At 58.9% G+C, this 24363-nt stretch carries 22 protein-coding genes; 7 read left to right on the top strand and 15 right to left on the bottom strand.

Annotation, left to right across the window (positions count from 1 at the left end):
* Positions 1 to 228 precede the first annotated feature (228 nt).
* Positions 229 to 1818, top strand: coding sequence for a glutamate--cysteine ligase (gene gshA, locus I9H09_RS01685; RefSeq protein WP_005887959.1), 1590 nt, complete (start codon positions 229 to 231; stop codon positions 1816 to 1818).
* A 110-nt stretch (positions 1819 to 1928) separates the two neighbouring features.
* On the opposite strand, the gene argA is transcribed toward gshA, so the two are convergent.
* Together argA and argE are read right to left on the bottom strand one after the other, a co-directional pair.
* Positions 1929 to 3227 carry an amino-acid N-acetyltransferase gene (gene argA / locus I9H09_RS01680; protein WP_005887958.1) on the bottom strand — a complete coding sequence of 433 codons (1299 nt, stop codon included), beginning with the start codon at positions 3225 to 3227 and terminating at the stop codon, positions 1929 to 1931.
* 122 nt (positions 3228 to 3349) lie between these two features.
* The gene (gene argE, locus I9H09_RS01675; RefSeq protein ID WP_122324835.1) at positions 3350 to 4498 is read right to left on the bottom strand and encodes an acetylornithine deacetylase; all 1149 of its coding nucleotides are present in this window, start codon (positions 4496 to 4498) and stop codon (positions 3350 to 3352) included.
* A gap of 162 nt (positions 4499 to 4660) precedes the next feature.
* On the opposite strand from argE, the gene I9H09_RS01670 reads away from it, so the two are divergent.
* Complete coding sequence (locus I9H09_RS01670) at positions 4661 to 6028, top strand: CYTH domain-containing protein (RefSeq protein WP_005887956.1); 1368 nt, start codon at positions 4661 to 4663, stop codon at positions 6026 to 6028.
* 201 nt (positions 6029 to 6229) lie between these two features.
* On the opposite strand, the gene I9H09_RS01665 is transcribed toward I9H09_RS01670, so the two are convergent.
* A protein-coding gene (locus tag I9H09_RS01665) for an IS3 family transposase (RefSeq protein WP_183136713.1) occupies positions 6230 to 7452 on the bottom strand; the annotation gives its coding sequence in 2 pieces (ribosomal slippage) (positions 6230 to 7101 and positions 7101 to 7452; 1224 coding nt in all).
* A gap of 64 nt (positions 7453 to 7516) precedes the next feature.
* Positions 7517 to 7996, bottom strand: a complete 480-nt coding sequence (locus I9H09_RS01660; RefSeq protein ID WP_053481053.1) for an Lrp/AsnC family transcriptional regulator — start codon at positions 7994 to 7996, stop codon at positions 7517 to 7519.
* Between the two features lie 125 nt (positions 7997 to 8121).
* Here I9H09_RS01660 and I9H09_RS01655 point away from each other — a divergent pair, with 125 nt between their 5' ends.
* From I9H09_RS01655 to I9H09_RS01645, 3 genes are all read left to right on the top strand, one after another.
* Positions 8122 to 8469, top strand: coding sequence for a hypothetical protein (locus I9H09_RS01655; RefSeq protein ID WP_122346291.1), 348 nt, complete (start codon positions 8122 to 8124; stop codon positions 8467 to 8469).
* Positions 8470 to 8580: 111 nt separating this feature from the next.
* Positions 8581 to 10365: a type IV pilus assembly ATPase TfpB gene (gene tfpB / locus I9H09_RS01650; protein ID WP_122346292.1), complete on the top strand. Its 1785-nt coding sequence runs from the start codon at positions 8581 to 8583 to the stop codon at positions 10363 to 10365.
* A 148-nt stretch (positions 10366 to 10513) separates the two neighbouring features.
* On the top strand, positions 10514 to 10834 hold the full coding sequence (locus I9H09_RS01645; RefSeq protein WP_005887951.1) for a DUF2388 domain-containing protein: 321 nt from the start codon (positions 10514 to 10516) through the stop codon (positions 10832 to 10834).
* A gap of 52 nt (positions 10835 to 10886) precedes the next feature.
* On the opposite strand, the gene gcvH is transcribed toward I9H09_RS01645, so the two are convergent.
* The 5 genes from gcvH to I9H09_RS01620 form a co-directional block, all read right to left on the bottom strand.
* Positions 10887 to 11273: a glycine cleavage system protein GcvH gene (gene gcvH / locus I9H09_RS01640; RefSeq protein ID WP_024669155.1), complete on the bottom strand. Its 387-nt coding sequence runs from the start codon at positions 11271 to 11273 to the stop codon at positions 10887 to 10889.
* Between the two features lie 43 nt (positions 11274 to 11316).
* Positions 11317 to 12399 carry a glycine cleavage system aminomethyltransferase GcvT gene (gene gcvT / locus I9H09_RS01635; protein ID WP_005887949.1) on the bottom strand — a complete coding sequence of 361 codons (1083 nt, stop codon included), beginning with the start codon at positions 12397 to 12399 and terminating at the stop codon, positions 11317 to 11319.
* Between the two features lie 153 nt (positions 12400 to 12552).
* Positions 12553 to 14169, bottom strand: coding sequence for an ABC transporter permease (locus I9H09_RS01630; RefSeq protein WP_122346293.1), 1617 nt, complete (start codon positions 14167 to 14169; stop codon positions 12553 to 12555).
* A 122-nt stretch (positions 14170 to 14291) separates the two neighbouring features.
* A complete protein-coding gene (locus I9H09_RS01625; RefSeq protein ID WP_054991211.1) occupies positions 14292 to 15293 on the bottom strand; it encodes an extracellular solute-binding protein in 1002 nt (333 codons plus the stop codon).
* Positions 15294 to 15395: 102 nt separating this feature from the next.
* Positions 15396 to 16106, bottom strand: coding sequence for a Crp/Fnr family transcriptional regulator (locus tag I9H09_RS01620; protein WP_122324830.1), 711 nt, complete (start codon positions 16104 to 16106; stop codon positions 15396 to 15398).
* A gap of 81 nt (positions 16107 to 16187) precedes the next feature.
* On the opposite strand from I9H09_RS01620, the gene I9H09_RS01615 reads away from it, so the two are divergent.
* Entirely contained in the window at positions 16188 to 16712 is a 525-nt protein-coding gene (locus I9H09_RS01615; protein WP_122311287.1) for an Mpo1 family 2-hydroxy fatty acid dioxygenase, read from the top strand.
* A 46-nt stretch (positions 16713 to 16758) separates the two neighbouring features.
* Here I9H09_RS01615 and I9H09_RS01610 read toward each other — a convergent pair whose 3' ends face one another.
* The 6 genes from I9H09_RS01610 to dibA form a co-directional block, all read right to left on the bottom strand.
* Positions 16759 to 17739 carry a sulfate/molybdate ABC transporter ATP-binding protein gene (locus tag I9H09_RS01610; protein WP_024669150.1) on the bottom strand — a complete coding sequence of 327 codons (981 nt, stop codon included), beginning with the start codon at positions 17737 to 17739 and terminating at the stop codon, positions 16759 to 16761.
* 2 nt (positions 17740 to 17741) lie between these two features.
* Positions 17742 to 18614, bottom strand: coding sequence for a sulfate ABC transporter permease subunit CysW (gene cysW, locus I9H09_RS01605; protein ID WP_005887936.1), 873 nt, complete (start codon positions 18612 to 18614; stop codon positions 17742 to 17744).
* 13 nt (positions 18615 to 18627) lie between these two features.
* Positions 18628 to 19449 (bottom strand): sulfate ABC transporter permease subunit CysT, encoded by an 822-nt coding sequence (gene cysT / locus I9H09_RS01600; RefSeq protein WP_236502457.1) that lies wholly within the window; start codon positions 19447 to 19449, stop codon positions 18628 to 18630.
* A 94-nt stretch (positions 19450 to 19543) separates the two neighbouring features.
* Complete coding sequence (locus tag I9H09_RS01595; protein WP_024691206.1) at positions 19544 to 20554, bottom strand: sulfate ABC transporter substrate-binding protein; 1011 nt, start codon at positions 20552 to 20554, stop codon at positions 19544 to 19546.
* Positions 20555 to 20696: 142 nt separating this feature from the next.
* Entirely contained in the window at positions 20697 to 20879 is a 183-nt protein-coding gene (gene oscA, locus I9H09_RS01590) for a sulfur starvation response protein OscA (protein WP_005887929.1), read from the bottom strand.
* A 189-nt stretch (positions 20880 to 21068) separates the two neighbouring features.
* Positions 21069 to 23000: a phosphodiesterase DibA gene (dibA, locus tag I9H09_RS01585; protein ID WP_122346294.1), complete on the bottom strand. Its 1932-nt coding sequence runs from the start codon at positions 22998 to 23000 to the stop codon at positions 21069 to 21071.
* Between the two features lie 154 nt (positions 23001 to 23154).
* On the opposite strand from dibA, the gene desA reads away from it, so the two are divergent.
* Positions 23155 to 24339 (top strand): delta-9 fatty acid desaturase DesA, encoded by a 1185-nt coding sequence (desA, locus tag I9H09_RS01580; RefSeq protein ID WP_122346295.1) that lies wholly within the window; start codon positions 23155 to 23157, stop codon positions 24337 to 24339.
* Positions 24340 to 24363: the final 24 nt, after the last annotated feature.

Below are 24363 nucleotides of genomic sequence, written 5' to 3'. Positions count from 1 at the left end.
GATGCAATCAGTCATTGCGAAGTGGACCTAGCCGTACCGACATCATTTGAGTTAATTTCGGCACCATTAGCGTGGTGCCGAGTCCATTTGGGTGGTACGACGAAGAGCAATGATTGTGAACTGGCGTCAACGACCCGACCAGGCGACCACGCCAGTTCCTCTCCTCACCCTTGCAGACCATCAAGTCCACCCCCATATCGGGGCGACCGATGCGTGAAGGATTACACCTTGAGCGAACTTTTAAACCGCCGTCTTGCTTTGCTTGGCGAGCGCAACAACCTCTCTTTGCTGGAGCAGTGCCTGCACGGTATCGAGCGTGAATGTCTGCGCGTTACTGCAACGGCAGAACTGGCGTGCACGCCCCACCCTCAAGCTCTGGGTGCAGCACTCACCAACGGCCAGGTCACGACCGATTACTCCGAATCACTGCTGGAGTTCATCACGCCCGCACTGAAGAACCCGGCCGAGACCCTCGACAGCCTGGACAAGATCCATCGATTCGCCTACAGCAAGCTGAACAACGAGCTGCTCTGGAGCCCTTCGATGCCGTGCCCTTTGCCCGACGAAGAGCACATACCGATCGCGTATTACGGCACCTCGAACATCGGCAAACTCAAATACGTCTATCGCAAGGGTCTGGCGCTGCGTTATGGCAAGACCATGCAGTGCATTGCCGGTATTCACTATAATTTTTCGCTGCCGGAAGACGCCTGGGCGCTGCTCAAGCAGACCGAAGACTTTGCCGGCGACGCGCGGGACTATCAGTCGCATTCCTACATCGCGCTGATTCGCAACTTCCGCCGCTACAGCTGGCTGCTGATGTACCTGTTCGGTGCATCACCGGCGCTGGACGCAGGTTTCCTGCGCGGCCGTGAGCATCAGCTGGAACACTTTGACGCCGACACGTTGTACTTGCCGTACGCCACCAGCCTGCGCATGAGCGATCTGGGTTATCAGAGTGACGCTCAGGCTGACCTGACGCCGTGCTACAACGATCTGGTCAGCTACACCGACAGCCTGCGCAAGGCTGTGGCAACGCCTTATCAGCCGTACGTCGATGTCGGTACTCATGACCAGAACGGCGAATGGATTCAGCTCAACACCAATGTGTTGCAGATTGAAAACGAGTACTACTCCAACATACGTCCCAAGCGCGTGACCTATAGCGGCGAACGCCCGATTCAGGCGCTGGTGGCCCGCGGCGTGCAGTACGTCGAAGTACGCTGCCTGGACATCAACCCGTTTCTGCCGACCGGCATCAGCCTGGAACAATCACGCTTCATCGACGCGTTCGTGCTGTATTGCGCCCTTGAGGAAAGCCAGCAACTGGCTGGCCACGAGTGTTCCAATGCAAGCTCGAACTTCCTCTCGGTGGTCAAGGAAGGTCGCCGTCCGGGCCTGAACCTGCTGCGCGACAACAGCCCTGTCGAGCTCAAGGCATGGGCGACCGAGCTGTTGGAGAAAATCACGCCCATTGCCCGACTGCTGGATCAGGCGCAAGGCATAGATGAACACGTCAAATCCATCGACGTGCAACAGGCCAAGATCGACGACACCGCGCTGACCCCTTCAGCCCAGGTGCTGGCCAGCATGAAGGCGCACAACGAAGGCTTCACGGCGTTCTCCCTTCGCCAAAGCCAGGTCCACGCCGAATACTTCCGCACTCACCCGCTGAGCGCTGAAGAACAGGCACACTTCGAAGCCCTGGCCAAAACCTCCCTTGAGGAACAGGCCGAGCTGGAAGCGACGGAGGAAGTGGTGGATTTCGACACATTCGTGGGCTCGTATCAGGCGAGCATTCTGTCGATCAGCAACTGATGCGCAGGTGACGCCGAGCGTCACGAACCGCATTCCCACGCAGAGCGTGAGGAACGACAGGTGTCTGTAAGAACACCTATCGTACCCACGCTCTGCGTCCGCTCCAGCGCTTATATAGCCTTCTCGAAAATCTTCGAATTACGCTGATAGTTGTACAGCGAGGCGCGGGCGCTTGGCAGGCGGTCTACGCTGCTGGGCTCGAAACCGCGCTCGCGGAACCAGTGCGCAGTGCGGGTGGTGAGGACGAACAGGGTCTTGATGCCCAATGCCCTGGCACGGTTTTCAATACGCTCCAGCAACTCGTCACCGCGACCACCATGCCGGTACTCGGGGTTGACCGCCAGACACGCCAGCTCGCCTGACTCCGAGTCGGCAATCGGGTACAACGCGGCACAGGCAATGATCATCCCTTCACGCTCGACCACACTGAACTGGGTAATCTCGCGCTCCAGCACTTCTCTGGAGCGGCGTACCAGAATGCCCTGCTCTTCCAGCGGGGTGATCAGGTCCATCAGACCGCCGACGTCTTCGATGGCCGCCTCGCGCACCAGCTCGAATTGCTCCTGCGCGACCAACGTGCCACCACCGTCGCGGGTGAACAGCTCGGTCAGCAGTGCGCCATTCTCGGCATAGCTGACGATATGGCTGCGGGCCACACCACCACGACAGGCTTCTGCCGCTGCATCCAGCAATTCCGCCTGATAGTTGCTGCCCAGGCGCTGCAAATGGGCAGGCACCTGCTGAGGGCGCAACTCGCGTACCAGCCGTCCCTGCTCGTCCAAAAGGCCCTCATCGGCGCCGAACAGCAGCAGTTTGTCGGCGGCCAGATCGATAGCGGCGCGTGTGGCGACGTCTTCGCAGGCGAGGTTGAAGATTTCGCCGGTCGGCGAGTAGCCCAGCGGCGACAGCAGCACGATGTGACGCTCGTCCAGCAGACGATTGATACCCTTGCGGTCAACCCGGCGCACTTCGCCGGTGTGCTGATAATCGACACCTTCCAGCACGCCGATAGGCCGGGCGGTCACCACGTTGCCGCTGGTGACGCGTAACCGCGAACCTTGCATGGGCGAAGCGGCCATGTCCATCGACAGACGCGCCTCGATCGAGATGCGCAGCTGACCGACGGCATCGATCACGCATTCCAGTGTCTCGGTATCGGTGATGCGCAAATCGCGATGATAACGCGGGGTAATCCCGCGCTGGGCCAGACGGCTCTCGATCTGTGGACGCGAGCCATGCACCAGCACCAGCCGCACCCCAAGGCTGTGCAACAGCACCAGGTCGTGGACGATATTGCCGAAGTTGGGGTGTGCAACGCCGTCGCCGGGCAGCATGACGACGAAGGTGCAATCGCGGTGAGCATTGATGTAAGGAGATGCATCGCGTAGCCAGTTGACGTATTCGGGCATGACAACAAGAGCCTGTAGAAAAATGGACGAAGAGAAAAAGCACGCACAACGGTGTGGTGGTTATCGTCGGAACAGGCTTGGCACGCGCAATCTCCTTGTATTCGGCTCTTGTGGAACCTGACTCATTGAGGCGTCAGGCAATAATGTTCGATCAACTGACGTAACAGACGCACTGTAGGGTCCAGACGTGACATTTCGAGGTATTCCCCCGGCTGATGCGCGCAGGCAATATCGCCAGGCCCCAGCACCAGCGTTTCGCAACCGAGGCGCTGAAGATAAGGCGCTTCGGTGCCGAATGCTACTGCTGCCGCTGTGTGGCCGGTCAGTCGTTCGGCAACGCGCACCAGTTCGGCATCCGCCACCTGCTCGAACGGCGAACACTCGGGGAACAGTGGAGCGTAGTCGATCTGCACCTGATGCAGTTCAGCCAAAGGTTGCAGCTTGTGCCGGATCGCAGCACGCAATACGTCAGGGTCCATGCCCGGTAACGGGCGCAGATCGAACTCCAGCGAACACTGGCCGCAAATGCGATTCGGGTTGTCGCCGCCATGAATGCAGCCCAGGTTCAGGGTAGGCTGCGGCACAGTGAACTGCGGATTATGGTATTCCGATTGCCATTGCGTGCGCAGGCCCTTGAGTTCGCTGATCGCGTCGTGCATGGCCTCCAGCGCGCTGTGCCCCAGGCTCGGATCAGAGGAGTGACCGCTGCGCCCGAGAATATGGATGCGCTCCATCATCACGCCTTTGTGCATGCGGATCGGCTTGAGCCCGGTCGGCTCGCCGATTACCGCTGCGCGGCCCAGCGGGCGTCCGGCGTCTGCAAGCGCACGGGCTCCGGCCATCGAGCTTTCTTCGTCGCAGGTGGCGAGGATCAGAAGCGGCTGCTTGAACGGCTGATCAAGCAACCCGCGTACGGCTTCGATCACCAGTGCGAAAAAGCCTTTCATGTCGCAACTGCCCAGCCCGACCCAGCGGCCATCGACTTCGGTCAGCTTCAGCGGATCGGTTTTCCACAGCGCTTCGTCGAACGGCACGGTATCGCTGTGGCCGGCCAGCACCAGACCGCCAGGCCCGGTGCCGAAGGTGGCCAGCAAATTGAACTTGCCGGGTGACACCTGCTGAATATCACAGGCAAAACCCAGATCCCCAAGCCAGCCGGCCAGCAGATCAATGACAGGACGGTTGGTCTGGTCCAGGGAAGGCTGAGTGCAGCTCACCGAAGGCGCAGCGATCAAGGCGGCGAACTGGTCTTTCATGGACGGCAACGGCATGGACGCTTCCTGTAATCAAGACGAAACACAGCCCATCATAGGGCCATAGCAACCCAGGAATAAACCGTTTCGGGCCATGTCCTGTACACTGGCGCCATCAGCAGCCGTTCAGTCATGGGCTGCGCTTCCGTTATCAGTATCAGCGTTTGGATTCCCCCGGCCATGCAAAAAGAAACAGAAATCAAACTCCGCGTCAGCCGCGAGACCCTCGCTGCACTGCGCGAACACCCGTTGCTCAAGAAGCGCAACAAAAGTGGCTGGGAGCGCCTGGAACTGTCGAACCAGTATTTCGATACCCCTGAACGCGAACTGGCCCACGCCAAAGTGGCGCTGCGCATCCGTCGTGATGGCGATCAGATCATCCAGACCATGAAGACTCGCGGGCAAAGTGTGGCCGGCCTGTCCGAGCGCAACGAATACAACTGGGATCTGCCCAAAGCCAAGCTGGACCTGAAAAAACTCGAAGGCGACTGCTGGCCCGAGCAACTGGCCGAACTGGACAAGAAAACCATCAAGCCGCTGTTCACTACCGACTTTGTGCGTGAAAAAGCCGAAATTGCCTGGGGTCGTGGAAAGACCAAAGTGGTGATCGAAGCCGCGCTGGACCTGGGCCAGGTGGTTGCAGGCAAGCAGAAGGAAGAAATCTGCGAGCTGGAGCTTGAGCTGCGCGAGGGCGACCCTGCGGCGCTGCTGGAACTGGCCGCTGAACTGGCTGCAACGCTGCCGTTGATGCCCTGCGACATCAGCAAGGCTGAGCGCGGTTATCGCCTGCTCGACGCCAGCAGCTACTCATTGAGCCTCCCGGCGCCTGTTCTGAACGCAGAAACCCCGCTGGATGATGCTTACTCGGCGCTGGCCTGGCATTTGCTGGGCAGCAGCCAGCGTCTGGCCGAGCAGTACCGTTTCAACGGCCACTGGCGTTTGCTGCAGGACTGGGTCGAGATGCTCGCCGAATTGCGCGCACTGACCAGCAGCCTCGGCCAGGCCGCACCACGCACTTCGACGGCCCAGCTACGTACCTCGCTGGACGCGCTGCTGGAAGACTGGCGCCCACTGGTTCAGGCTGGTCAGGAAGATGGTGATGTGCGTGGCGCTGCTCACGAGCAGTTCCTTGAAGAATTGCAGGACACCCGCTGGGGCGAGTTTTCACTGAACACGTCGCGCTGGCTGCTGGCCCGCAGCTGGACCGCCGAGCGCAACACGCGTGGCAACCGCCAGGGCGCTGCCCTGCTGAGCAGTTGGCTGCCTCGCCTGCTGGGCGAAGAGGCGACGTCCCTGCAACTGAGCCGCTATCAGCAGCAACCGGAAGACCTGGCCGAGCAACTGCCACGTATCGAACGCATGCAAGCCTGGCTGCACTGGGCACGCGCCGCGCTGGACCTGCCAGAGCTCGATCGCCTGTACGGCGAAATGCGCAAACTGGAAGAACTGGCCCATCTGGACATCAGCGACGAAGTACTCGATGCTCGTGTTCAGCAAGCCATCACCGTCTTCCAGAGCCGCGCATGGAAGACCTTGTTGCGTTTGTAAGGCTGGAGCTGTGTTCTCTCGTGTAACTATCGTTCCGCACGCTCCAGCGTGGGAATGCCTTGGGTGACGCTCTGCGTCACAAACCTGCGCCACGCCGCTGGCTCAAGATCGGACGCTCTGCGCCCTGCTTTGGGTGTGCGGTGCGGCAGGCAATTGGCAAGAGGTGTCTAGTCCTGAAATAGGTTTACACCTGTTTCACGCTCAAAATGCCCGATGCACCGCATCGGGCGTTTTGTATTTCAGAGCTAAGTGTGGCCGCTCCCCATTGTAGATCTGCACTGATTCATCAACCATTTTCACTGCATCTGCCAAGTCTTTAGGGCGACGGAGTAGAAACTCGGTCTTCAAAATCCCGTTTACTCGCTCGGCCATAGCGTTCTGATAGCAGTCATAGCCATCCGTCATCGAGCACCGGATTCCATGCCTGGTATGCAGCTGCTGATAGAGATCGGAACAGTACTGGACGCCGCGATCTGAATGATGAATCAGCATCTGATCGGTTTTTCGCTCTCCTACCGCTTTTTCCAGTGCCTTTATCACCGATTGGGCATGCAGGCTTTCATGCACGTGATGGCCAACGATCTTGCGTGAGTACGCATCTGTTACAAGGCTCATGTAGGCCACGCTTTCCTGCGTAGGCAGGTAAGTTATGTCTGCAACCCAGACCTGTTCGGGTCCATGGGCCACGACTTGTTGCGGACCTGCTTTGAGCAGGTTGGGGTGGCGACGGAAGCGATGATGGCTATGAGTGGTCTTGTGATAAGCCCGTTTGCGCGGAACCAGCTCGCGCGCATCACGAAGGATGGTAAACATACGATCTCTACCCACGCACAACGACGCAGGAGCTTCGACGCTCATCAAGTAGTGCAGCTTGCGCGTTCCCAGCCTGGGCTGGCGACGCCGCTTTTCCAAAACGAAGTCCACCACCTCTTGGTCTCGGCAGACCCTCGCGTCAAAAGCGCGATTACGCTTGTAATACGCTTGGCGCGAAATCCCCATGAACAGGCAAGCCCTGGTAATGCTCAGGTCTTGGATTTGCCCTTGCGAGAGGACTTGCCGGGTCGCTTTTTTACGACAGAAACGCCGTAGTCATTTTTCAGAACGTTGACGACGGCTTCAAAGAACTGAGCCTTCTGGTTGCTCAGCGCCAGCTGTTCTTCAAGCTCTTTAATCCGCTGCTCGGGTGTCGGCGGGAGGGTTGGCTCGGTCATGGACCTGCTCCTCTGCTCTCGAATTGATGCGCCTTGGCTCCAATCCTGTCGACCGTGCTTTCGTAACCAGACCAGCACCGTCGACCGGCCTTGGATGCCATAGCGTCGTTGGGCTTCTTTATAACTCAACTCGCCTTTTTCAACTTGATCTACGACCGATAATTTAAAGGCTAGCGTGTAATCGCGCTGGCTGCGCCTTTTACCCGAATCCATTGAGTCCTCCTGAGGAAAGTTCAGAAGGTGTAAACCTTATTCAGGACGGGACAAGGTCATGAATTCAGCCTCCCTGGCGCAATAGCGGCAGGCTGGTGGTGGATTTGATCTCTGACAGTGCCACTGTCGAGTTCACTTCCTGAATACCGGGCACCAGCGACAGCTTTTCGAAGAAAAACCGCTCATAAGCCTCGATGTCCGGCGTCACGATGCGCAGCAGAAAATCCACCGACCCCATTAGCACATAGCACTCCAATACCTCTGGAAAACCACGAATCGCATCGGTGAACTCGGTGAAGTTGGAGCGCCCGTGGGCATTGAGTTTGACCTCGGCAAAAATCTGCGTGTTCAGACCGATTTTCTTGCGGTCCAGCAACGCGACCTGGCGCCGGATTACCCCCTCATCCTTGAGCCGCTGAATGCGACGCCAGCAAGGAGATTGCGACAAGCCGACCTGCTCGGCGATCTGCGCACTGGAAAGCGAAGCGTCCTCCTGCAGCAAAGCCAGAATCTTGCGGTCGTACACATCCAGCTCGGTTTGCATAATTATTCTTCCGCAGCAGTCACTGACGCATTAACAAGTCTTAACAAGACTAATCCAGTTGATGATGGACCAGAAATTTCTTTTGCCGCATGTAAAAATTTCTACCATCGTTCTGGAGTATCAGCATGCCCAACCTCGAAGCCGTGACCACCCTCTCGCAACGCCCCGACAGCTGGTCATCCAGCAATGCTTCGTGCTGCGCGCGCTATCGGATTGTTGCCGAAGCCGAGCCAGCGTTGCTTTGCCAAGTGCTGAACCTGTTTGCGATGCAGTACCTGATTCCTCACCAGCTCAGCGTCGTGCAGCAGGAAAGCATGCTGGTCATCGACCTCCACGTCGCCAGGCTGAGCTGGCACCGGGCCCAGGTCATTGGCGAAAAAATGCGCAACCTGATCGACGTCTGCTCGGTGGATGTCGAACAAACCGACGCTCTCAAAACCCCACAGACTCACATCGCGCTGGCCCGCGGCTGAATCAATTCGCCTGCTTCGGTAATTCCCGGTCGCACAGAACGAGTAACGCTGTCACGCTTGGCGTCTACGCTTGTTCAGCGTCACATGACCAAATTGCCCCAAGGAGCGCGCATGGCAGCCCTGTCCCCTTCTTCACAGGATCGCTGGCTCGATCTGAACGATGTGTTGCGTGACCTGGTTGCCGAAGGCTACCTGAGTCAGGACGACTCGGAGACCGCACTCGCGCAACGTCGCAGCGCGGTAAACATTCAACTGCACCCGCTCGAATTTCTGGCGTCGCTGCAGTTCGACGACCTGAAGCGTCCCGGCAAAAAGCTGGACGTAGAAACCCTGACTGCCTGGCTGGCAAAAATCTGTGGCCAGCCTTACATGCGCATCGATCCGCTGAAGATCAATGTCGCAGCGGTCACGCCACTGATGTCCTATGCATTCGCCCAGCGCCACAAGATTCTGGCCGTGGCAGTCGATCGCGAATCAGTGACCATCGCCAGCGCCCAACCCTACGTGCGCTCGTGGGAAGCCGACCTCTCACATGTGCTCAAGCTTCAGGTGAAACGCGTCGTCGCCAACCCGGCAGACATCCAGCGCATGGCGATGGAGTTTTTCAGGCTGGCCAAGTCGGTCAGCGGCGCCAATGCGTCCGAACAGAAAATGAGCAACATGGGCAACTTCGAACAGTTGCTCAAGCTCGGGGCCAGTGATCAGGAGCCCGACGCCAACGATGCGCACATCGTCAATATCGTCGACTGGCTGTTCCAGTACGCGTTTCAGCAACGGGCCAGCGATATCCACATAGAGCCGCGCCGTGAACAAGGCACCGTGCGCTTTCGCATCGACGGCGTGCTGCACAACGTCTATCAGTTCCCGGCACAGGTCATCATGGCCATTGTCAGCCGCCTGAAGAGCCTCGGACGGATGAACGTCGCCGAAAAGCGCAAACCGCAGGACGGTCGGGTCAAGACCACCACGCCCGAAAATCGTGAAGTGGAGCTGCGCCTGTCGACCTTGCCCACAGCATTCGGCGAAAAGATGGTGATGCGGATTTTCGACCCGGAAGTACTGCTCAAGGACTTCGACCAGCTGGGGTTTTCCAGTGATGACCTGCGTCGCTGGCAGGAGATGACCCGCCAGCCCAACGGCATCATTCTGGTCACCGGCCCGACCGGTTCGGGCAAGACCACCACGCTGTACACCACTCTTAAAAAGCTCGCGACCTCTGAGGTCAACCTCTGCACCATCGAAGACCCTATCGAGATGGTCGAGCTCGCCTTCAACCAGATGCAGGTGCAGCACAACATTGATCTGAGCTTTGCCGCTGGCGTGCGCGCCCTGATGCGGCAAGACCCGGATATCATCATGATCGGCGAAATTCGCGACCTGGAGACAGCTGAAATGGCTATTCAGGCGGCACTGACTGGTCACCTGGTGCTGTCGACGCTGCACACCAACGACGCGCCCAGCGCCATCAGCCGTATGCTCGAGCTGGGAGTACCGCATTATCTGCTCAAGGCGACGATACTTGGCGTGATGGCCCAACGCCTGGTGCGTACGCTGTGCCCGCACTGCAAGGCGCCGATCAATCTGAACGAGACTGACTGGCAAACCCTGACACGCCCCTGGCAAGCCCCCGTACCGGCTGGTGCGCATCAGGCAGTTGGCTGCGTGGAATGTCGCGATACCGGCTATCGGGGCCGCGCCGGGGTTTACGAGATCATGGTCATGTCAGACAACATCAAGGCATTGATCTCCGCAGACCTGGACCTCACTGCCATGCGCCGTCAGGCCTTCAAGGAAGGCATGCGCAGCTTGCGCCTGTCGGGTGCACAAAAGGTCTCGGCTGGGCTGACTACACTGGAAGAAGTGCTGAGGGTGACGCCGCAGAGCGAGCAGCGCTGAGCGGGTTGAGCGCCCTCTTCAGCGGCTGTGCCAACAGGCTTGTTAAGGAAAATCCGCTAAAGTGAACTATCCGGTACACATTGATTGAACTAGTTCGTGGGTTTAGCTATCCAACCCCTCAGAACAACCACAGTTGGAGTACCAAATCATGCGTCTCAAGTTTGCTGTCGCCACCGTAGCCTTGCTTTCCATCCCGATGGGTTCAGCGATGGCTGACACCTTTTGGCGTAATGTGCTGTCCTCGGGCGCCACCACTGGCTCGACTTACCTGACCTTCAAGGATCACAAGCTGATCGTTGCCGCTCAAGATGACGCCGGCAGCTACGTTGCCAGCAATGGCGACATTCGCGGCCCGTTCCTCGAAGCAGCTATCCAGCAAGTGCGTAAAGAAAATCCGGGCCTGAAAGCCACGGACATGGAGCTGGCCAACGCGATCCTGGACAAGAACCTGGTCGCTGAAAACCAGTAAGCGTCACGCATAAAAAATGCCGCTCGATGAGCGGCATTTTTTTATCCGGCAATTACTCGCCGATGGCGCTTTTGTAACCTGCAGCGTCCAGCAGTTTGGCCAGATCAGCCTCAGCGTTGGCAGGTTTCAGCTTGAAGATCCAGGCACTGTAAGGTTCGCTGTTAAGCGATTCGGGCGAGTCGCCCAGTGCTTCGTTGACCGCGACAACCTCACCCGCAACAGGTGAGTAGATGTCCGAGGCAGCCTTGACCGACTCGACAACACCAGCGGCATCACCGCCAGCGAATACCTTGCCGATCTCCGGCAGTTCGACGAACACCACATCGCCCAGCGCTTCCTGTGCGTGATCCGAGATACCGACGGTCACTGTACCGTCAGCCTCCAGGCGTGCCCATTCATGACTTTCGGCGAAACGCAGCTCGGCGGGAATATTGCTCATTTAGTCATCCTCAACATCGGGTCAGCGGAAAACCCGCCATAGGTTAAATCAAGGCTTTGCCATGCCGCACGAAGGCCGGCTGCACGACACGCACCGGATACCACTTGCCGCGGATTTCCACCTCGGCCCGGTCAGCAGTCGCCATCGGCACACGCGCCAAGGCAATGGATTTGCTCAGCGTAGGAGAGAAGCTACCACTGGTGATCTCACCTTCGCCAATTTCTGCGATTCTTACAACCTGATGCGCCCGCAAGACGCCGCGCTCTTCGAGCACCAGACCGACCAGCTTGGAGGCAATGCCGTCAACGCGTTCGCGCTCCAGAGCCTTGCGCCCAATGAAATCACGCTCGGAAGGCTCCCAGGCGATGCTCCAGGCAATATTCGACACCAGCGGTGAAACACCCTCGCCGATGTCCTGACCATAAAGGTTCATACCGGCTTCGAGGCGCAAGGTGTCACGGGCGCCAAGGCCGATGGGAGAAATGCCCGCACCGACCAGATCATTGAAAAAGCTCGGCGCCTGCTCGGCCGGCAGCATGATTTCCAGACCGTCTTCGCCGGTATAACCGGTACGCGCGATGAACCAGTCAGCGTCATCACGACCTTCGAACGGTTTAAGCTCATTGATCAACCTGGCGCGAGAGCTGGTCACCAGGTCGGCAATTCTGGCCCGCGAGCGTGGCCCCTGAATAGCCAGAATCGCCATCTCGCTCCGCTCGTTCAGCTGCACCTCGGCGTCGCCCAGTTGCGACTTCATCCAGGCCAGGTCCTTGGCGCCATTTGCGGCGTTGACCACCAGACGATAACCCTCGGCCGTGAGGTAGACGATCATGTCGTCGATGATGCCGCCTGCGTCGTCCAGCATGACGCTGTAAAGCGCCCTGCCCGGCGTCTTGAGCCTGTCGACATCGTTGGCCAGCAGATAACGCAGCCAGCTTCGGGCATCACGACCGAGCACGTCGATCACGTTCATGTGAGAGACATCGAAGACCCCACAGTCGCGACGCACCTGGTGGTGCTCCTCGACCTGCGATCCATAATGCAATGGCATGTCCCAACCACCAAAATCGACCATTTTCGCCCCAAGAGCGAGGTGCAGGTCGAACAGGGGGGTACGCTGTCCCATGGGTTTCTCCTTCCGGGCGTGGCGAAGGTGCGGGCAGAAAATATCGGCAAGCCCCCAATAAACCGGAGTTTGCAGCACATTACAGCTGACCGAATAATCTGACAGACCGCACCAATTGCGGCGCATTGTAGCCGCAAGGTGCGGGACCCGCACCTAACCAATCTGACGGGCAGAGCGCCGAATCAACACAATGACGGGTAATAATCCTACAAGCACAAGCGACAAAGCTGGCAACGCTGCTCGCGTCCACTCGCCCTCACTGGTCATTTCGAAGATCCGCACGGCCAGCGTATCCCAGCCAAACGGGCGCATAAGCAGGGTGGCAGGCATTTCCTTGAGCACATCCACGAACACCAGAAGCGCGGCGCTGAGCGCGCCAGGCACCAGAAGTGGCAAATACACGTTGAGAAACAACTTTGGCCCGCTGACGCCGAGGCTACGGGCCGCTTCGGGCAAGGAAGGACGAATGCGCGACAGACTGTGCTCCAGCGGACCGAAGGCCACCGCAATGAAGCGCACCAGATACGCCAGTAACAGAGCCGACAGGCTGCCCAGCAACAGCGGCTTGCCTGCGCCTCCCAGCCAACCCGAAAGCGGGACGACCAGCGCACGGTCCAGGTAACTGAATGCCAGCATGATCGACACTGCCAACACCGAACCCGGCAGCGCGTAGCCAAGGTTGGCGAGGCTGACGCCCGAACGTATGGCAGGCGTAGGCGCCATGCGTCGGGCGAAGGCCAGAACCAGCGCAACGCTGACGGTGATCAGCGCCGCCATGCCGCCCAGATAGAGGGTGTGCAGAATCAACCCGGTGTAGCGCTCGTCCAGATCGAAACGGCCTCGCTGCCAGACCCAGATGATCAACTGCAGCACCGGCACGACAAAAGCACAGATAAACACCAGTCCACACCAGGCGCTCGCGCCCCACGCTTTGAGGCCCCGCAACGGGTAGAGCGCGGCAGCCCGAGGCCGTTCGCTGGCGGGTCGATTTGCACCTCTGGCCCGGCGTTCGCCGTACAACAGAATGAGCACCGCCAGGAGTAAGAGGCTGGCCAGCTGAGCAGCGCTGGACAGGCTGAAGAAGCCATACCAGGTCTTGTAGATGGCTGTGGTGAAAGTGTCGAAGTTGAACACCGAGACAGCGCCGAAGTCTGCCAGCGTTTCCATGAGCGCCAGCGCCACACCCGCGCCGATCGCCGGACGGGCCATGGGCAGCGCTACGCGCCAGAACGCTTGCAGAGGCGAGTTGCCCAGTACCCGCGCAGCTTCCATCAACCCTTTGCCTTGCGCCAGAAAGGCGGTGCGTGCCAGCAGGTAGACGTAGGGGTAGAAGACCAGCACCAGCACGATGATCACCCCGCCGGTAGAGCGCACTCGCGGCAGGCGCAGGCCTGAACCGAACCATTCGCGCATCAGGCTCTGCACCGGCCCGGAAAAATCCAGCAGCCCGACAAAGACGAATGCCAATACGTAAGCAGGGATTGCGAACGGCAGCATCAGCGCCCAGTCCAGCCAGCGCCGGCCCGGGAACTCGCACAGGCTGGTCAGCCAGGCCAGGCTAACCCCCAACAGCGTGACGCCGACACCGCCCCCCAGCAGCAGGATCAGCGTGTTGCTCAACAGACGCGACATCTGGGTTTCAAGCAGGTGGGACCAGATCTGTGTGTCGACGGTCTCCCACGACAGCAGCAACACGCTCAGTGGCATTAATACCAGTACCGCGATGGCAAAAACCAGCGGGTACCAGCGGCGTTGGACGGGATGGGCCAAGGGGTTCTCGAAATCAGGAGTGATACGTCACTAAGTGATACATCTATCGAAACCGGAAGCAGAGCGTCCAGAACGGCGCTCCCACGCTGGAGCGTGGGAGCGATAAGGCGGTGGGTATTAAATCAATTCCAGCCGGCACGATCCATCATGCGTATCGCTTCCGCCTGACGCTTGCCTGCCACTTCAACCGGCAGGGTGTCGGCCTTGAACTGACCCCAGCTAGCCACTTCTTCCGAGGGCGACACCTTCGGGTTGGCCGGGAACTCCTGATTGACGCTGGAGAAAATCGTCTGGGCCTCAGGACCGGTCATCCACTCGACCAGTGCCTTGGCGGCTTCCGGATGCGGGGCATATCTGGTCAGCCCGATGCCCGACAGGTTGACGTGTACGCCCCGGTCGGACTGGTTCGGCCAGAACAGTTTTACCGCCAGGTCCGGCTTCTGTTTGTGCAGGCGTCCATAGTAGTAAGAGTTGACGATGCCCACATCGCACTGCCCCGCGTTGATCGCTTCAAGCACTGCGATGTCATCGGAAAACACGTCGGTGGACAGGTTGTTCACCCAGCCCTTGAGGATCTTCTCGGAGGCTTCGGCGCCGTGGGTTTCGATCAGGGTGGCGGTCAGCGACTGGTTGTAGACCTTCTTCGCAGTGCGCAGGCACAGGCGTCCTTCCCAGTGCTTGTCGGCCAGCGCTTCGTACGTCGTCAACTCGGCTGGCTTCACCCGGTCAGTGGAGTAGGCAATGGTACGTGCGCGAAGGCTAAGCCCGGTCCAGCTGTGTGTGGACGAGCGATACTGAGGCGGAATGTTGGCGTCGATAACAGGCGAGGTGAACGGCTGCAGGATACCCATCTGCTCGGCCTGCCAGAGGTTACCGGCATCGACCGTCAGCAACAGGTCGGCGGTCGCATTTTCGCCCTCGGCCTTGATGCGCTGCATCAGCGGCGCTTCCTTGTCGGTGATGAACTTGATCTTCACGCCGGTTTTAGCGGTGTATGCATCGAAAACCGGTTTGATCAGCTCGTCGATACGAGAGGAGTACACCACCACCTCATCGGCAGCCTGGGCGGTGCTGCCCAGTAAAGTCAGTGTCAGGGCAGCCAGAAGACGCTTGCTTGCCTGCATCGGGGTATCTCGCGTTCGCAAATGAGGCGAGATGATAGTGAATCCCATTTGCTATCTCAATCGAAGAGGCGCCAGAGCCATTACCGGATGTTTCCGGCTTGCTCAGCACACCGCTTTCGCTTTGGAGAAGTTGGCAATTCTGCGCAGCCTTTCCACGTCGAACACTTCAAGATGCCCTTCATCAAGGCGCACAATCCTGCGCTCATGCAGGTCCTGCAGCACCTCAGCCAAGGCCGGAGGCGAGAGCGCCAGACGTTGTACCGCCTGAATGTCATTCAGCGCTATCACACGCCGGGCATGACTCAGCGGACCATAGCCCTCGCTCAGCATCAGCAGACGCCACGCGACACGAGCCCGGGGAGGCAGTTGTTGCATTTTTTCCGGATTTTGCAGTGGCAAACCGATTTTTCGGCTGAGCAGAGCCGCAAACGAAAGCCAGTATTCCGGCTGTCGGTCGAGCAATTCGACCAGATATTGCTGAGGGAAATGCAGAAAAATGCTCTGCTCCAGCGAACGGACCTCGAAACGGCGCGGCAACCCGTCGAACAATGAGACTTCACCGAACCAGCAGGGTGGACATACAGGCTGCATGTGCGACAACAGACGCTGCTCCCGGGGGGCGCCGATACGCACGCTGCCCTCCAGCAGTACATAAATGCCACACGGCGGATCGCCTTTTTTAAACAGCATTCTGCCAGGCGTCCTGCGCAACTGGTGCGCTGCCCCCAGCAGGCTATCCTGCAAACCTGCAGGCAAATGGGAGAACCAGTAATCGGACAGCAGCCTTGGCCGCCAAGACACTCCGTTTGTCATGTGTGCTCCCTTTTATCTCAGGCCTGCATGTTGTAAAACAACGTCAGCTCGACCGGCTTAACGTCTCAGGCAGGAATAATAATGAAAACCCTTGTCGATCATCTCAGCCAATACGCCGCTTATCACCGTGATTCGCGCAATATCGTGACGCACTTCGTGGGTATCCCGTTAATAGTGCTGGCAGTGGCAGTACTTTTATCGCGTCCTGGCTGGAACATCGGCGTGGTCTGGGTATCGCCTGCGGCCTTGCTGGCGCTGGGTTCGACTGTTTTCTATCTACGGCTGGACCGGGCGCTGGGTGCGGTCATGGCGGTATCACTGGCGTTGTGCCTCTGGGCCGGGGCGAACCTTGCACAACAGACCACTATGGTCTGGCTGAGCGCGGGTGTCGGGCTGTTTGTGGTCGGCTGGGTTATCCAGTTCATCGGCCATTACTTCGAAGGCCGCAAACCGGCATTCATCGATGACCTGACGGGCCTGATCATCGGCCCGCTGTTCGTGGTCGCGGAACTGGCGTTCCTGATGGGCCTGCGCAAACCCTTGCAGCACGCTATCGAAGAACGCTCCGGGCCAGCGGGGCGCAAAGTGCGCAAGGCTGCTGCGTGAGCAACGAGAGACTTCACTCCGGAACGAGCGCCCTCACTCCACCGCTTCAGAGCTTCTGCCACACCTTCGGTTTGAAGAACAATGTCTCGCCTTTGGCAAGGCCCACCAGGCTGTCGTGATCCTTCACCACTTCGGCTTCGATCAGTTCGCTCTGCCCTTCGACCTTCAGCGTTACCCGCGTGGTTGCACCCAGCGGGCGGATGTCGCGGACTTCAGCGGCATGATGGTCTTCGAGCTCCTGACGCGACAGCGACACTTCATGCGGGCGAAACAGCACCTGACCTTCGTCGCCCAGGCTGAGCCGGTTGGAGTCGCCGAGAAAGTGGTAGACGAAATCGTTGGAGGGCTTTTCATACACCTCGCCCGGCGAGCCGATCTGTTCGATCACGCCCTTGTTCATCACCACGATGCGGTCAGCCACTTCCATGGCCTCCTCCTGATCGTGGGTCACGAACACCGATGTCAGGTTGATGTCTTCATGCAGGCGCGCCAGCCAGCGACGCAGCTCCTTGCGAACCTTCGCGTCCAGCGCGCCGAACGGCTCGTCCAGCAGCAGCACCTTGGGCTCTACCGCCAGCGCGCGGGCCAGGGCGATACGCTGACGCTGACCACCTGACAACTGCTCCGGGTAACGATCCGCCAGCCAGTCCAGTTGCACCATGTTCAGTAGTTCGTGGACTTTTTCAGCGATGCGCGTTTCATTCGGGCGCTCGCGCTTGGGCTTCATGCGCAGGCCGAAGGCGACGTTGTCGAACACGGTCATGTGGCGGAACAGCGCGTAGTGCTGAAACACGAAACCGACGTTGCGATCACGCACGTCATGACCGGAAACGTCCTCGCCGTGGAAGACGATGCTGCCGTCATCCGGAGTTTCCAGACCGGCAATAATGCGCAACAAAGTAGTCTTGCCGCAGCCTGAAGGGCCCAGCAAAGCGACCAGCTCGCCACTCTGGATGTCCAGACTGATGTTGTTCAGAGCCTTGAAAGCGTTGAAATTCTTGCTGACGTTACGGACTTCGATCGACATGATTATTCCTCCGCCGCGTTATGGCGCAGACGGTTAATGCGCGATTCGCTCCACTGCTTGAGCAGCAGGATGAACAGCGCCAGGATCAGCAACAGGCTCGCCACGGCAAAGGCTGCGACGTGGTTGTACTCGTTGTAGAGAATTTCGACGTGCAGCGGCAGGGTGTTGGTAACGCCGCGAATGTGCCCGGACACCACTGACACAGCGCCGAACTCGCCCATCGCCCGCGCGGTACACAGCACCACACCATAGATCAGGCCCCATTTGATGTTCGGCACCGTGACGTGCCAGAACATCTGCCAGCCATTGGCGCCGAGTAGCCGCGCGGCCTCTTCTTCCTGCGTGCCCTGCTCCTGCATCAGCGGGATCAGCTCACGTGCCACGAACGGCACGGTGACGAAAATGGTCGCCAGCACAATGCCTGGCAGCGCAAATACGATCTGGATGTCGTGATCCTGCAGCCACGGCCCGAACAGGCCCTGCGCGCCGAACATAAGCACGTAGACCAGCCCGGCGATGACCGGCGAGACCGAGAACGGCAGATCGATCAGCGTGACCAGAATGCTCTTGCCGCGGAACGAGTATTTGCTCACGCACCATGCGGCGCTGACGCCAAACACCAGATTGAGCGGCACCGAAATCAGCACCGCAATCACCGTCAGCTTGAGGGCCGACAAGGCATCCGGTTCAAGAATGGCGGTGAAGAAAGCGCCCAGGCCGTTCTTCAGCCCCTGAGACACCACGATGAACAGTGGCAAGCCCAGAAACAGCACGAACACCAGCCAGCACAGGCCGATCAGGATACGCCGCGAGACCTTGCTGCCACGGCGGGCGGCGTTGGCTGAGGCGGCGGCTGAAACAGATGAATAAGACATGTTCTGCGCCTCCTCAGGATGGGGTTTCGATGCGCCGCTGCAGCAGATTGATCAGCAGCAGCAGAATGAAGGACACCTCCAGCATCATCACGCCGATAGCGGTGGCGCCGGTGTAATCGTACTGGTCGAGTTTGACCATGATCAGCAGCGGCAGAATCTCGGTTTTCATCGGCATGTTGCCGGCGATGAAAATAACCGAGCCGTACTCGCCAACACCACGGGCAAACGCAAGGGCGAACCCGGTCAGCCAGGCAGGCAGCAATGCCGGCACCAGAATGTGGCGGAATACCTGCCACGGGCGGGCGCCAAGGCAGGCAGCGGCTTCTTCGACTTCTCGGGGGATATCCGCCAGCACCGGCTGCACCGTGCGCACCACGAACGGCAGCGTGACGAAGGTCAGCGCGAGGGTGATGCCCAGTGGCGTGTAGGCGATCTTGAAGCCCAGATCGGCAGCGAACTGGCCGACCCAGCCATTGGGTGCGTACAGCGCTGTCAGGGCGATGCCGGCCACAGCGGTCGGCAGGGCGAACGGCAGATCGATCATCGCATCGATGATCTTGCGACCGGGAAAGGTGTAACGTACCAGCACCCAGGCCAGCAGCGTGCCGATCACACCATTGATAAGGGCCGCATAGAAGGCAGTGCCGAAGCTCAGTTTGAGGGCAGCGATCACGCGAGGCGCGGTGATGATGGTCCAGAACTGATCCCAGGTAAGCTGCGCGGCATGCACGAACATGGCGGCCAGCGGTATTAGCACAATCAGACTGAGGTACACCAAGGTGTAGCCCAGCGTCAGCCCGAAGCCGGGTATGACGGGGGAGATACGACGCGACATAAAAGTCCCTGGTTTCACTTGCACGAAGCCCGGACGTCAGTCCGGGCTGCTTTACCCTGTCTGCGATGCCACTCGCGCAGCACCCGCAGTCGGCTTATTGCGCCTGGTAAATCTGGTCGAACACGCCGCCGTCATTGAAAAACTTCGGCTGAGCAGTCTTCCAGCCACCAAAGTCTTTGTCGATAGTCACCAGATCGAGTTTCGGGAATTGCTTCTCGTACTTGGCAGCGACTTCGGCATCACGTGGACGATAGAAGTTTTTTGCAGCAATTTCCTGACCTTCCTTGCTGTACAGGTGCTTGAGGTACTCGGTGGCAATCTCGGTGTTGCCCTTCTTCTCGGCATTCTTGTCGACCACAGCCACTGGCGGCTCGGCGAGGATCGACAGCGAAGGCACGACAATGTCGAACTTGTCCTTGCCGCCGTCTTCCTTCAGCGCGAGAAACGCTTCGTTTTCCCAGGCCAGCAACACATCGCCCTGACCGTTGTTGACAAAAGTAATGGTCGAACCGCGTGCACCGGTGTCCAGAATCGGCACGTGCTTGAACAGTGTTTGCACGTACTCCTTGGCCTTGGCCTCGTCACCACCGCCGGCTTTCAGACCGTAGGCCCAGGCGGCGAGGAAATTCCAGCGCGCACCGCCCGAGGTTTTCGGGTTGGGCGTGATCACTGACACGCCCTCTTTGGTGAGATCGCCCCAGTCCTTGATGCCTTTCGGGTTGCCCTTGCGTACCAGAAACACGATGGTCGAGGTATACGGCGTGCTCGCGTCCGGCAGGCGGGTCTGCCAGTTTTCAGGCAGGGACTTACCCAGCTTGGCTATTTCGTCGATGTCACCGGCCAGCGCCAGCGTCACCACGTCGGCACGCAGGCCGTCGATCACGCCACGCGCCTGCTTGCCCGAACCACCGTGGGACTGCTTGATATCGACCTTGTCGTCCGGGTGCGACTTCTTCCAGTAATTGACGAATTCTGCGTTGTAATCCTGATAAAGCTCGCGTGTCGGATCGTACGACACGTTGAGCAGCTCGTAATCCTTGGCAACAGCCGAACCTGCGAAAACAGCACTGGCGATAGCCGCCAGTGCAAAACGGCGAATGGACATGATTGAAGCTCCTGGAAATTCTGTGTGTCGGCTGTTTGAATTCTTCTTCGCGCGTCAGAACGGCATTCGTGCTGGCGAGCTGCTTTTCAGGGTGTATCAGGAGTTGGAATGAAGCCCTCCGGTGGACCAGTCGGGTGTCGCCTCAGCTTTGCTTGGGAGTAGAGTTCTGCAACCGAAATTTTTCCTTTCGCTCGATCTGTACTACTTGCGCGTTGTGAACAGTAATTTCGACGGCGCCAAAACGCAGGTCACGCAACGCACTCTGAATCTCACGCAGAATGGCTGCTTCGTCCTGACCGTCAACACTACGTAGAGATGCGCTCATTATCTTATTCCTTGACATGTGAGAAGCCTGCCGTCGCGACTGGGGTCGATGGCCATGGCGGTGACGCAATGATAGTGAGGCGCAGATATTCTTAAAAAGACTATTTAAGAATGCAGATATAACCAAAATGACTTTAGCGGAATGGCGCAAAACCAAGGTGCATTGCGCACCCCGGCACGCGTGCTGTGCTCACCCGCTTTGCTGGTCGAAAACCGGAGCATGCGCCCAGTCGATCGCCTGAGCGACCATTGGCCGCGCAAACCAGTAGCCCTGCCCCAGTTCGCAATCGTTCTCCCACAAAAATGCAGCCTGACTGGCCTCCTCTATGCCTTCTGCCAGCACGCGCATGCCAAGGCTGGAAGCCAGTGTGATGATGGCCCGGACAATGGCGATATCATCACGATCATTCGGCAAGCCAGCTACAAAGCCCTGATCGATCTTGAGTTTCTGCACCGGCATGCGCTTGAGCCGCAGCAGTGAAGAGTAGCCCGTACCGAAGTCGTCAATCGCCAGGCTCAAGCCCATCTCGCGCAATCGGTGCAATTGCTCGATGGCCTGATCCGGGTTCTCCATCACCGCACTTTCAGTGACCTCCAACTCCAGAAACGCACTCTCGAGCCCAGTGTCACGCAACACCTGCGCAACCTGAAGGTCCAGATCACCACGGCTGAACAGGCGGCTGGACACGTTAACCGCCACAAATTCGATGGGCACGCCCTCCGCCAGCCATGCTTTCATCTGCCGACAGGCCGTATTCAATACCCAGGCATCGATATCGACGATCAGCCCGCTTTGCTCGGCAATGGGGATGAATTCACCGGGCGAGACCATCCCGCGCGAGGGGTGCTGCCAGCGCACCAGCGCTTCGACACCGCATATACGCCGGGTCGCCAGGTCGTGAACCGGCTGATAGAAAACCCGCAGTTCTGCCTGCGCGATGGCCTGGCGCAACTCGCTGGCCAGTTGCACCCGCTGCTGGGCGTGAGCGGTCAGCTCCTCGGTATAGAAAGCAAACACATCGCGGCCATCGCCCTTGGCCTTGAACAGCGCAGAGTCGGCGTTGCGCAACAGTTGCTCGACAGTCAGCGCATCGCCGGGAAACAGGCTGATACCGATGCTGGCAGAAACGAACAACTGATGACCAGCGATGGCGTACGGCGCCTTGAATGCATCGATCACCTGTTGCGCCAGAGCCGCTGCATGCACCATTTGGGGACAATTCTTGACCAGTAGCGCGAATTCGTCGCCACCCAGACGCGCCACTGTCATCTCGCTGTCAGACACGCTCTTGAGTCGCTCGGCAGCCGCCTTGAGCACCTCATCGCCCACGTTGTGACCGAGGCTGTCGTTGATGTTCCTGAAGTTATCGAGATCCACCAGCAACAGCGCACAGCCGCGCTTGCTGAACCGCGCCGAGGTCAGCCCCTGACTGATACGGTCTGTCAGCAGCAGGCGATTGGGCAGTTCGGTCAGGGCGTCATAGTGCGACAGCTGCGCCAGTTCCTGCTCGGAGCGCTTGATGGCAGTGATGTCGGAGAACACCGCCACGAAATGCCGGACCTGACCGTCCTCACCCTTGACGCTGCGAATGGTTTGCCACTGAGGATAGATTTCACCGCTTTTGCGCCGGTTCCAGATCTCGCCACTCCACTGCCCGGCGCTGACAAGCGAGTGATACATCTGCCGGTAGAACTCAGGCCCGTGCCGACCCGACTTGAATTTGCTGGGGTTGAAGCCCAACACCTCATCGGCCTGATAGCCGGTGATGTCCATGAACGCACGATTGACGTGGACGATACGGCCTTGCGCATCGCTGACCAGCACGCCCTCACGGGTACTGTCGAACACCACAGCCGCCAGCAACAGCCGCTCGTAGTCCTGCTGTCGACGCTCGAAAAGCGCCTTGCCACCGATAATGCTCATCAATCTGTCACGAGCAATGAAGATTATGACGGCGCTAAGCAGTACCCAGCCGTAACCGATCATCTGTTGGCCAATAGCCAGTCGAGCCGGTTCGACGATGAAAAGGGGCAGAAGAAAGTCGGCTGTCGCGAACCACAAAACCGACAGCACCCCATACAGGACGGCGGTTCGCAGCGCGTCTCGGGAATAATCGGACATAAAAGCGGGATGCCTTGCGAAAGGTCTGGATTATAAAGCAAGAAACATCCTGCGACTCTTATCTGAAAGGGTGACTGGTTTTCTGTGTAATGTCAGTGATAATGCTCCGGCAACTTTTTTCTTTACCGGTTTTTTTACGAGGGCCAAACAGCCTATGTGGTACAACGGTTTGCTCGACCTTTCCGTCTGGCAGGTAATAGCAGTCACGCTGGTGATGACTCACGTGACTATTATTGGCGTCACGGTCTATCTGCACCGCTACTCGGCCCACCGCTCGCTTGAACTCAATGCGGGGCTGAAACACTTCTTCCGTTTCTGGCTGTGGCTGACCACTGCCCAGAACACCCGCGAGTGGACAGCCATCCACCGCAAGCACCACGCAAAATGTGAAACCGTCGATGACCCGCACAGCCCGGTCGTCAAAGGTCTGTCCACCGTCCTTCTCAAAGGCGCCGAGCTGTATCGCGAAGAAGCGCAGAATCAGGACACACTGCGTATCTACGGCAAGAACTGCCCGGAAGACTGGATCGAGCGCAACCTCTACTCGCGCTACAAGCTGCTGGGCATCGCCCTGATGGCCGTGATCGACGTGGCGCTGTTCGGCGCGCTCGGCATCACCGTCTGGGCCGTACAGATGATGTGGATTCCGTTCTGGGCCGCCGGCGTAGTCAACGGCCTGGGCCATGCGGTCGGTTATCGCAACTTCGAATGCCGGGACGCGGCCACCAATCTGGTGCCGTGGGGCATCGTGATCGGTGGCGAAGAGCTGCACAACAATCACCATACCTACCCCAACTCGGCCAAGCTTTCGGTCAAGCCATGGGAGTTCGACATGGGCTGGGCGTGGATCAAGGTGTTCAGTTTTCTGCGTCTGGCCAAGGTCCAGCGGGTCGCGCCCATCGCCCATCGGGTCGAAGGCAAGGGCAGCATGGACATGGACACCGCCATGGCGATTCTCAACAATCGCTTCCAGATCATGGCCCAGTATCGCAAGCTGGTCATCGCGCCTCTGGTTGCCCAGGAACTGAGCAAGGCCGACGAATCGGTGCGTCACCAGTTCCGTCGCGCCAAACGGCTGCTGTCGCGGGAGACCAGCCTGCTCGATGACAAGCACCATCTGCGTATCCAGACCATGCTGGAACACAGCCATGCATTGAAAGTTATTTACGAGAAGCGCCTGGCGCTGCAACAGATCTGGGTCAAGACCAGCAGCAACGGTCATGACATGCTGTCTGCCATGAAAGAGTGGATTCACGAGGCCGAGGCCAGTGGCATCCAGTCCCTGCGCGACTTCGCCGATCAGCTGAAAACCTACTCGCTGCGCCCCGCCCACGCTTGATACCGTTGATCGGCGCGCCTCCCG

This window comes from Pseudomonas tremae (genome assembly GCF_023278125.1).
Classification (GTDB): Bacteria; Pseudomonadota; Gammaproteobacteria; order Pseudomonadales; family Pseudomonadaceae; genus Aquipseudomonas; species Aquipseudomonas tremae.
The sequence above is the reverse complement of the archived record's forward strand: the minus strand, read 5'-3'. Positions and strand labels throughout refer to the sequence as shown.